This window comes from Anaerofustis sp. (genome assembly GCF_019420015.1).
In the GTDB taxonomy this organism is placed as follows: Bacteria; Bacillota; Clostridia; order Eubacteriales; family Anaerofustaceae; genus Anaerofustis.
On record NZ_JAHZIA010000065.1, the window covers coordinates 1 to 5,017 of the forward strand.

The 5,017-nt window shown below is 34.1% G+C and carries 5 protein-coding genes; 1 reads left to right on the forward strand and 4 read right to left on the reverse strand.

What is annotated here, in order from left to right; all coding sequences use genetic code 11:
* Window positions 1-425 precede the first annotated feature (425 nt).
* A complete protein-coding gene (locus QZ357_RS09735; RefSeq protein ID WP_290776642.1) occupies window positions 426-746 on the forward strand; it encodes a TfoX/Sxy family protein in 321 nt (106 codons plus the stop codon).
* Window positions 747-1,239: 493 nt separating this feature from the next.
* Here QZ357_RS09735 and QZ357_RS09740 read toward each other — a convergent pair whose 3' ends face one another.
* The 4 genes from QZ357_RS09740 to QZ357_RS09755 all read right to left on the reverse strand — a co-directional run.
* Entirely contained in the window at window positions 1,240-2,238 is a 999-nt protein-coding gene (locus QZ357_RS09740) for a GGGtGRT protein (protein WP_290776644.1), read from the reverse strand.
* A 15-nt stretch (window positions 2,239-2,253) separates the two neighbouring features.
* Window positions 2,254-2,946 carry a hypothetical protein gene (locus tag QZ357_RS09745; protein WP_290776647.1) on the reverse strand — a complete coding sequence of 231 codons (693 nt, stop codon included), beginning with the start codon at window positions 2,944-2,946 and terminating at the stop codon, window positions 2,254-2,256.
* A gap of 139 nt (window positions 2,947-3,085) precedes the next feature.
* Window positions 3,086-3,463 (reverse strand): metal-dependent transcriptional regulator, encoded by a 378-nt coding sequence (locus QZ357_RS09750; RefSeq protein ID WP_290776649.1) that lies wholly within the window; start codon window positions 3,461-3,463, stop codon window positions 3,086-3,088.
* Window positions 3,464-3,540: 77 nt separating this feature from the next.
* The coding region (locus tag QZ357_RS09755; RefSeq protein ID WP_290776653.1) for a DUF4153 domain-containing protein at window positions 3,541-5,017 on the reverse strand (1,477 nt) is incomplete at its 5' end.

Genomic DNA, 5,017 nt, shown 5'->3' on the forward strand with positions numbered 1-5,017 from the left:
TATGAATAATCTTTTATAAAGCATTCGAATAGGTAACTTATAGCTACCCTATTGAACTGTTATATAAATAGGGAACTTATAGATAATCTAGTGTATTATAGGTAGAAAGTTGTATCTGTCTATTGATCTGTTGCGATTATGTATGTAAAAATTATATAATTATAATATAAAGTTTAAAATGATCCTTACACGATAATTATATTAAAGAGGTTTGACTTAAGGGTGCATAGCATAATAACTTGCAAAAATTACAACTGCAAATATGAAAACAAAATAGAGAGAAGGCTATTGAGCTTGAAATTAAAATATAATTTTTTAGTAAGTTTGTCAGAATCACTAAGTGGTTTCGACGAATTGATTTGTTGTTCTTTTCTTATAGGAATGTTATAATAAAAACAAGAGAATTTAGAATTTGAGGTGGAAATATGCCATCAAGTATGAAATACTTAGAATTTATTTTAGGACAACTGTCTGAGTTAGATGAAATTTCCTATAAAGCTATGATGGGCGAATTTATTATTTATTATAATGGTAAAATTGTAGGTGGTATCTATGATGATAGATTGCTTGTTAAACCAGTAAAATCGGCAGTTAGTTATATGTCGTCAGCCTTGTACGAATTACCTTATCAAGGGGCAAAAGAAATGTTGTTGGTAGATGACGTTGATAATAAAGGATTTTTGACAGGATTGTTTAATGCTATGTATGATGAGTTACCAATGCCTAAACCTAAAAAGAAGAAATGAACACCTTCCGCTCTTTTATGTTAGTTGATTGAAAAATGATAAAAAGGTTATTTGTAAAAAGTTCAACTATTTAATTGAGCTTTTTATTTTACTAGATAAGTTATAACTATTTTATTTCATATTATCAAAATATACAATTTCCATATTATTTACTACTATTTCATCAAATGGGTAATCTTATTATGTTGATATAAGAATATTTAATTTATGAATAATCTTTTATATTTAAGCATTCTGATAGGCGAGTTGCAGTTACTCTGTTTTTCTATTGCGTAGGTGATTCGTATTATTTGATGTTTTTTATAGGTAACTTAGTGTCCAGTAGAGTTATAATTGTTTTATTGTATTTGTATTTCTAAAAAATAGGGTAGCTATAGATTACCTATATGTGAATTTTTAAGATACGTGATTAGGGTAGGGGGTATGAGAAAGAAAGGATTTAAATAAAAAAAAGATACCTTATAAAAGGTATCTTTTGATTTATTTAAAAAGACTATTTGCTGGCTTCTTCGATTGCAACAGAAACTGAAACAGTTGCACCAACCATAGGGTTGTTACCCATACCGATAAGACCCATCATTTCTACGTGAGCAGGAACTGATGAAGAACCGGCAAATTGAGCGTCTGAGTGCATTCTTCCCATTGTATCAGTCATACCGTAAGAAGCAGGACCTGCAGCCATGTTATCTGGGTGAAGTGTTCTACCTGTACCACCACCACTGGCTACTGAGAAGTATTTTTTGCCTTCTTGGATACATTCTTTTTTGTATGTACCAGCAACAGGATGTTGGAATCTTGTTGGGTTTGTTGAGTTACCTGTGATAGATACGTCAACGCCTTCTTTGTGCATGATTGCAACACCTTCTCTAACATCGTCAGCACCGTAACATCTTACTTTGGCTCTTGGACCGTCTGAGTAAGCTGTTTCGTTAACGATTTTTAATTCTCCTGTGAAGTAATCAAATTCAGTTTGAACATATGTGAATCCGTTGATTCTTGAAATGATTTGAGCAGCGTCTTTACCAAGACCGTTTAAGATAACTCTTAAGTCTTTGCTTCTAACTTTGTTTGCTGAGTTAGCGATACCGATAGCACCTTCAGCAGCAGCGAAAGATTCGTGACCTGCAAGGAAAGCGAAACATTCTGTTTCTTCAGAAAGTAGCATGCTAGCAAGGTTACCGTGACCAAGACCTACTTTTCTGTCGTCTGCAACAGAACCAGGAATACAGAAAGCCTGTAAACCTTCCCCGATGATTTTTGCAGCTTCTACGGCTGTAGTAGCTCCTCTTTTGATAGCAAGCGCAGCACCTACCGTATAAGCCCAACATGCGTTTTCGAAACAAATAGGTTGGATTCCTTTTACGATACCTGCAACATCGATACCTTTGTCATCACAGATTTGTTTAGCTTCTTCAAGTGATTTGATACCGTCTTTATTTAAAACTTCTTCGATTTGTTTGATTCTTCTTTCGTAACTTTCAAATAATGCCATTTTATTTCCTCCCTCCTACTCGTTTCTTGGGTCGATTGTTTTTACTGCTTCGTCGAATCTGCCGTATTTACCGCTGGCTTTTTCGATAGCTTCCATAGGATCGACACCTTTTTTAATATTTTGCATCATAACACCAAGGTTTACATATTTGTAACCGATGATTTCATCGTTTTTGTCTAAACCGATTTCTGTTATGTAACCTTCAGATAATTCCAAATATCTAGGTCCTTTTTTTGTTGTAGCGTAGCAAGTACCTGTTTGACTTCTGTGTCCTTTACCTAAGTCTTCAAGACCTGCGCCGATAGCAAGACCGCCTTCAGAGAAAGCTGATTGGCTTCTTCCGTAAACGATTTGTAAGAATAATTCTCTCATAGCTGTATTGATAGCGTCACAAACAAGGTCTGTGTTTAACGCTTCAAGTAAAGTTTTACCGATTAAGATTTCACTTGCCATAGCAGCTGAGTGAGTCATACCAGAACATCCAAGTGTTTCAACCAAAGCTTCTTCGATGATACCGTCTTTGATGTTTAGTGTAAGTTTACAAGCTCCTTGTTGAGGTGCACACCAGCCAACCCCATGTGTAAGACCGCTTATATCTTTGATTTCTTTTGATTTAACCCATTTTCCTTCTTCAGGAATAGGTGCAGGGCCATGATTTGCGCCTTTTTTAACTACGCACATGTTTTCTACTTCTTGTGTATAAATCATATTTACCTCCTAAAAATTCACAAATATGTATTTGCCTTCAAAGTTCATTTTATTTTAACATAATATTGATGTACTTGCAATTAAAGTTTTGTCAAAAAAAGCAAAAAAACGAAGAAGTTTGATTCTTCGTTTCAGTACTTTACATTATGTTTTTTTCGGCATGTTCTTTTATTTTTTCAAAGGTTTCCGCACTTATGACATGCTCTATTCTGCAGGCATCTTCGTATGCTGTTTTTTCGCTTACGCCAAGCTTTACCAGCATATTTCCGATTACCTGGTGTCTTTCATAAACTCTTTCCGCCAGTTCTTTTCCTTCTTTGGTAAGTTTGATAAGTCCGTTTTCTTCGACGGTTATATATTTTTTCTCTTTGATGAGTTTTATTGCTCTTGATACGCTTGGTCTTGAAAAATCAAGTTCGTTTGCGATATCTATGGATCTGACGTTTCCCTTTCTCTTTTGTAAAATCAGGATTGTTTCCAAGTAGTTTTCTTCAGATTCTCTAATTTTAACTTTCATATATTACTGACTCCGTATACAATATTATTTACATTATAACATAAAATAACAAAAAGCAAACAAAAACTGTAATATATTTATTTACACAGCATTAAACCGCTGTAGTCGTAAGATGTTATGGTTGAATTTTCCAGGGTTATGTTGATATAATCGAATATTATTTTTGTGTCTTTGTCCGGGGTGTATACCAGCACTGTGTCATCGTTGCTTTTTTTGCCGTTTTGTTCGTATACTTTCATGAAGTAGTTTTTAAGCTTCTTTTCGTCTTTGAATTTTTCTTTTGTGATTTTGCTTTGTGTGTTTATTTGGTATATGCTTTTGTAATCTTTTATGTCGATTTTTTTATCTTGAAAGTTATATGTATAGTAGTAATTTTCATAATCGTCAAAATCGGACAAGTCTTCCTCGGTATCAAATTTAAAGCCGTAGAGATATTCTGTGTCTTTTTTGTCTTTGATGTTTTTTACAAAATCAGACTTTATCCCGGGAGAGGTTACTAAGAAATTATGGCAGCTTTCTATTGTTTTTTTATCCGCTTCGGATATGTTTTTGTCTTTAAGAGATTTTGAGCCTTGACTATTGTAGATGTCGTATTTTTCCATTACGGATATAAGCCTTGCTTCCTGAGTTTTATTGGATACGGAATAAATATTAAGCGGTGAGATTGTTACGATAAGGAGTATTATTCCGCCTATTAAGAACGGGTATTTTATGTTCATTTTGGTAAGGGAAGATATTAAAAACATCACCCCGATTAAAATCATGGCAAGAGACAGGCACCTTAGGGGAGTGAGTCCGTAAGCGTTTATTCTTATGCCGATGAACACAAGCTGGGTTATTATTACGGGGATTAATATAAATCCTCCGTATTTTTTGAAGAGGATGACTGCTTTTGTATTTTCCTTTTTAAGATTCAAATACAAAAATACGAATCCAAGAAGAGCCAAAGAGGCGTATAGGTTCATTTCTCCGATTGGTATGTTTCCTGTAATTATGATTTTTGCTATATACAAATATAGAATCACAAGAAGAAGAACGTATATGGGAAACATTACGTTTTTTATGATATTTGTGTATGTTTTTGGAAGTTTTTTCACTTCTCCTTTTTTGGGTATGAAAGACAAAAAGAGGTTTACAAACACAAAAACGAAAGAAAAGACGGCTATGGTTGCGTAAAAGTGAATATTAAGGCTTAAAACCAGTATGTCAAAAGCGGTATAGCAAAGAGTAAGCCCTATGTATATTATCAAAGATACAAAAAAGCCGAGCATAAAAGATTTGAATATATGGGCAAAGAGTGTGTCTTCGTTTTCTGCTGAATATATGAGGTATATGCCTATGAGTATTAAAGACGGGATGATGCCGTAAAAGCCGAGGTAGAGCATATCCTTTACTCCTGCATCCGCCGTGTTTTTAAGAGCGATGTAATATATAAATGAAATGATAGCGGAGATTAAAAAAGAGAGTGCGTCTTTGTTTTTTTTAAGTATGTTTTCTTTTTTGTATTCCAAGAACAGGCTTATAAATGCCGACATTGCCACCGCAGACAACAAT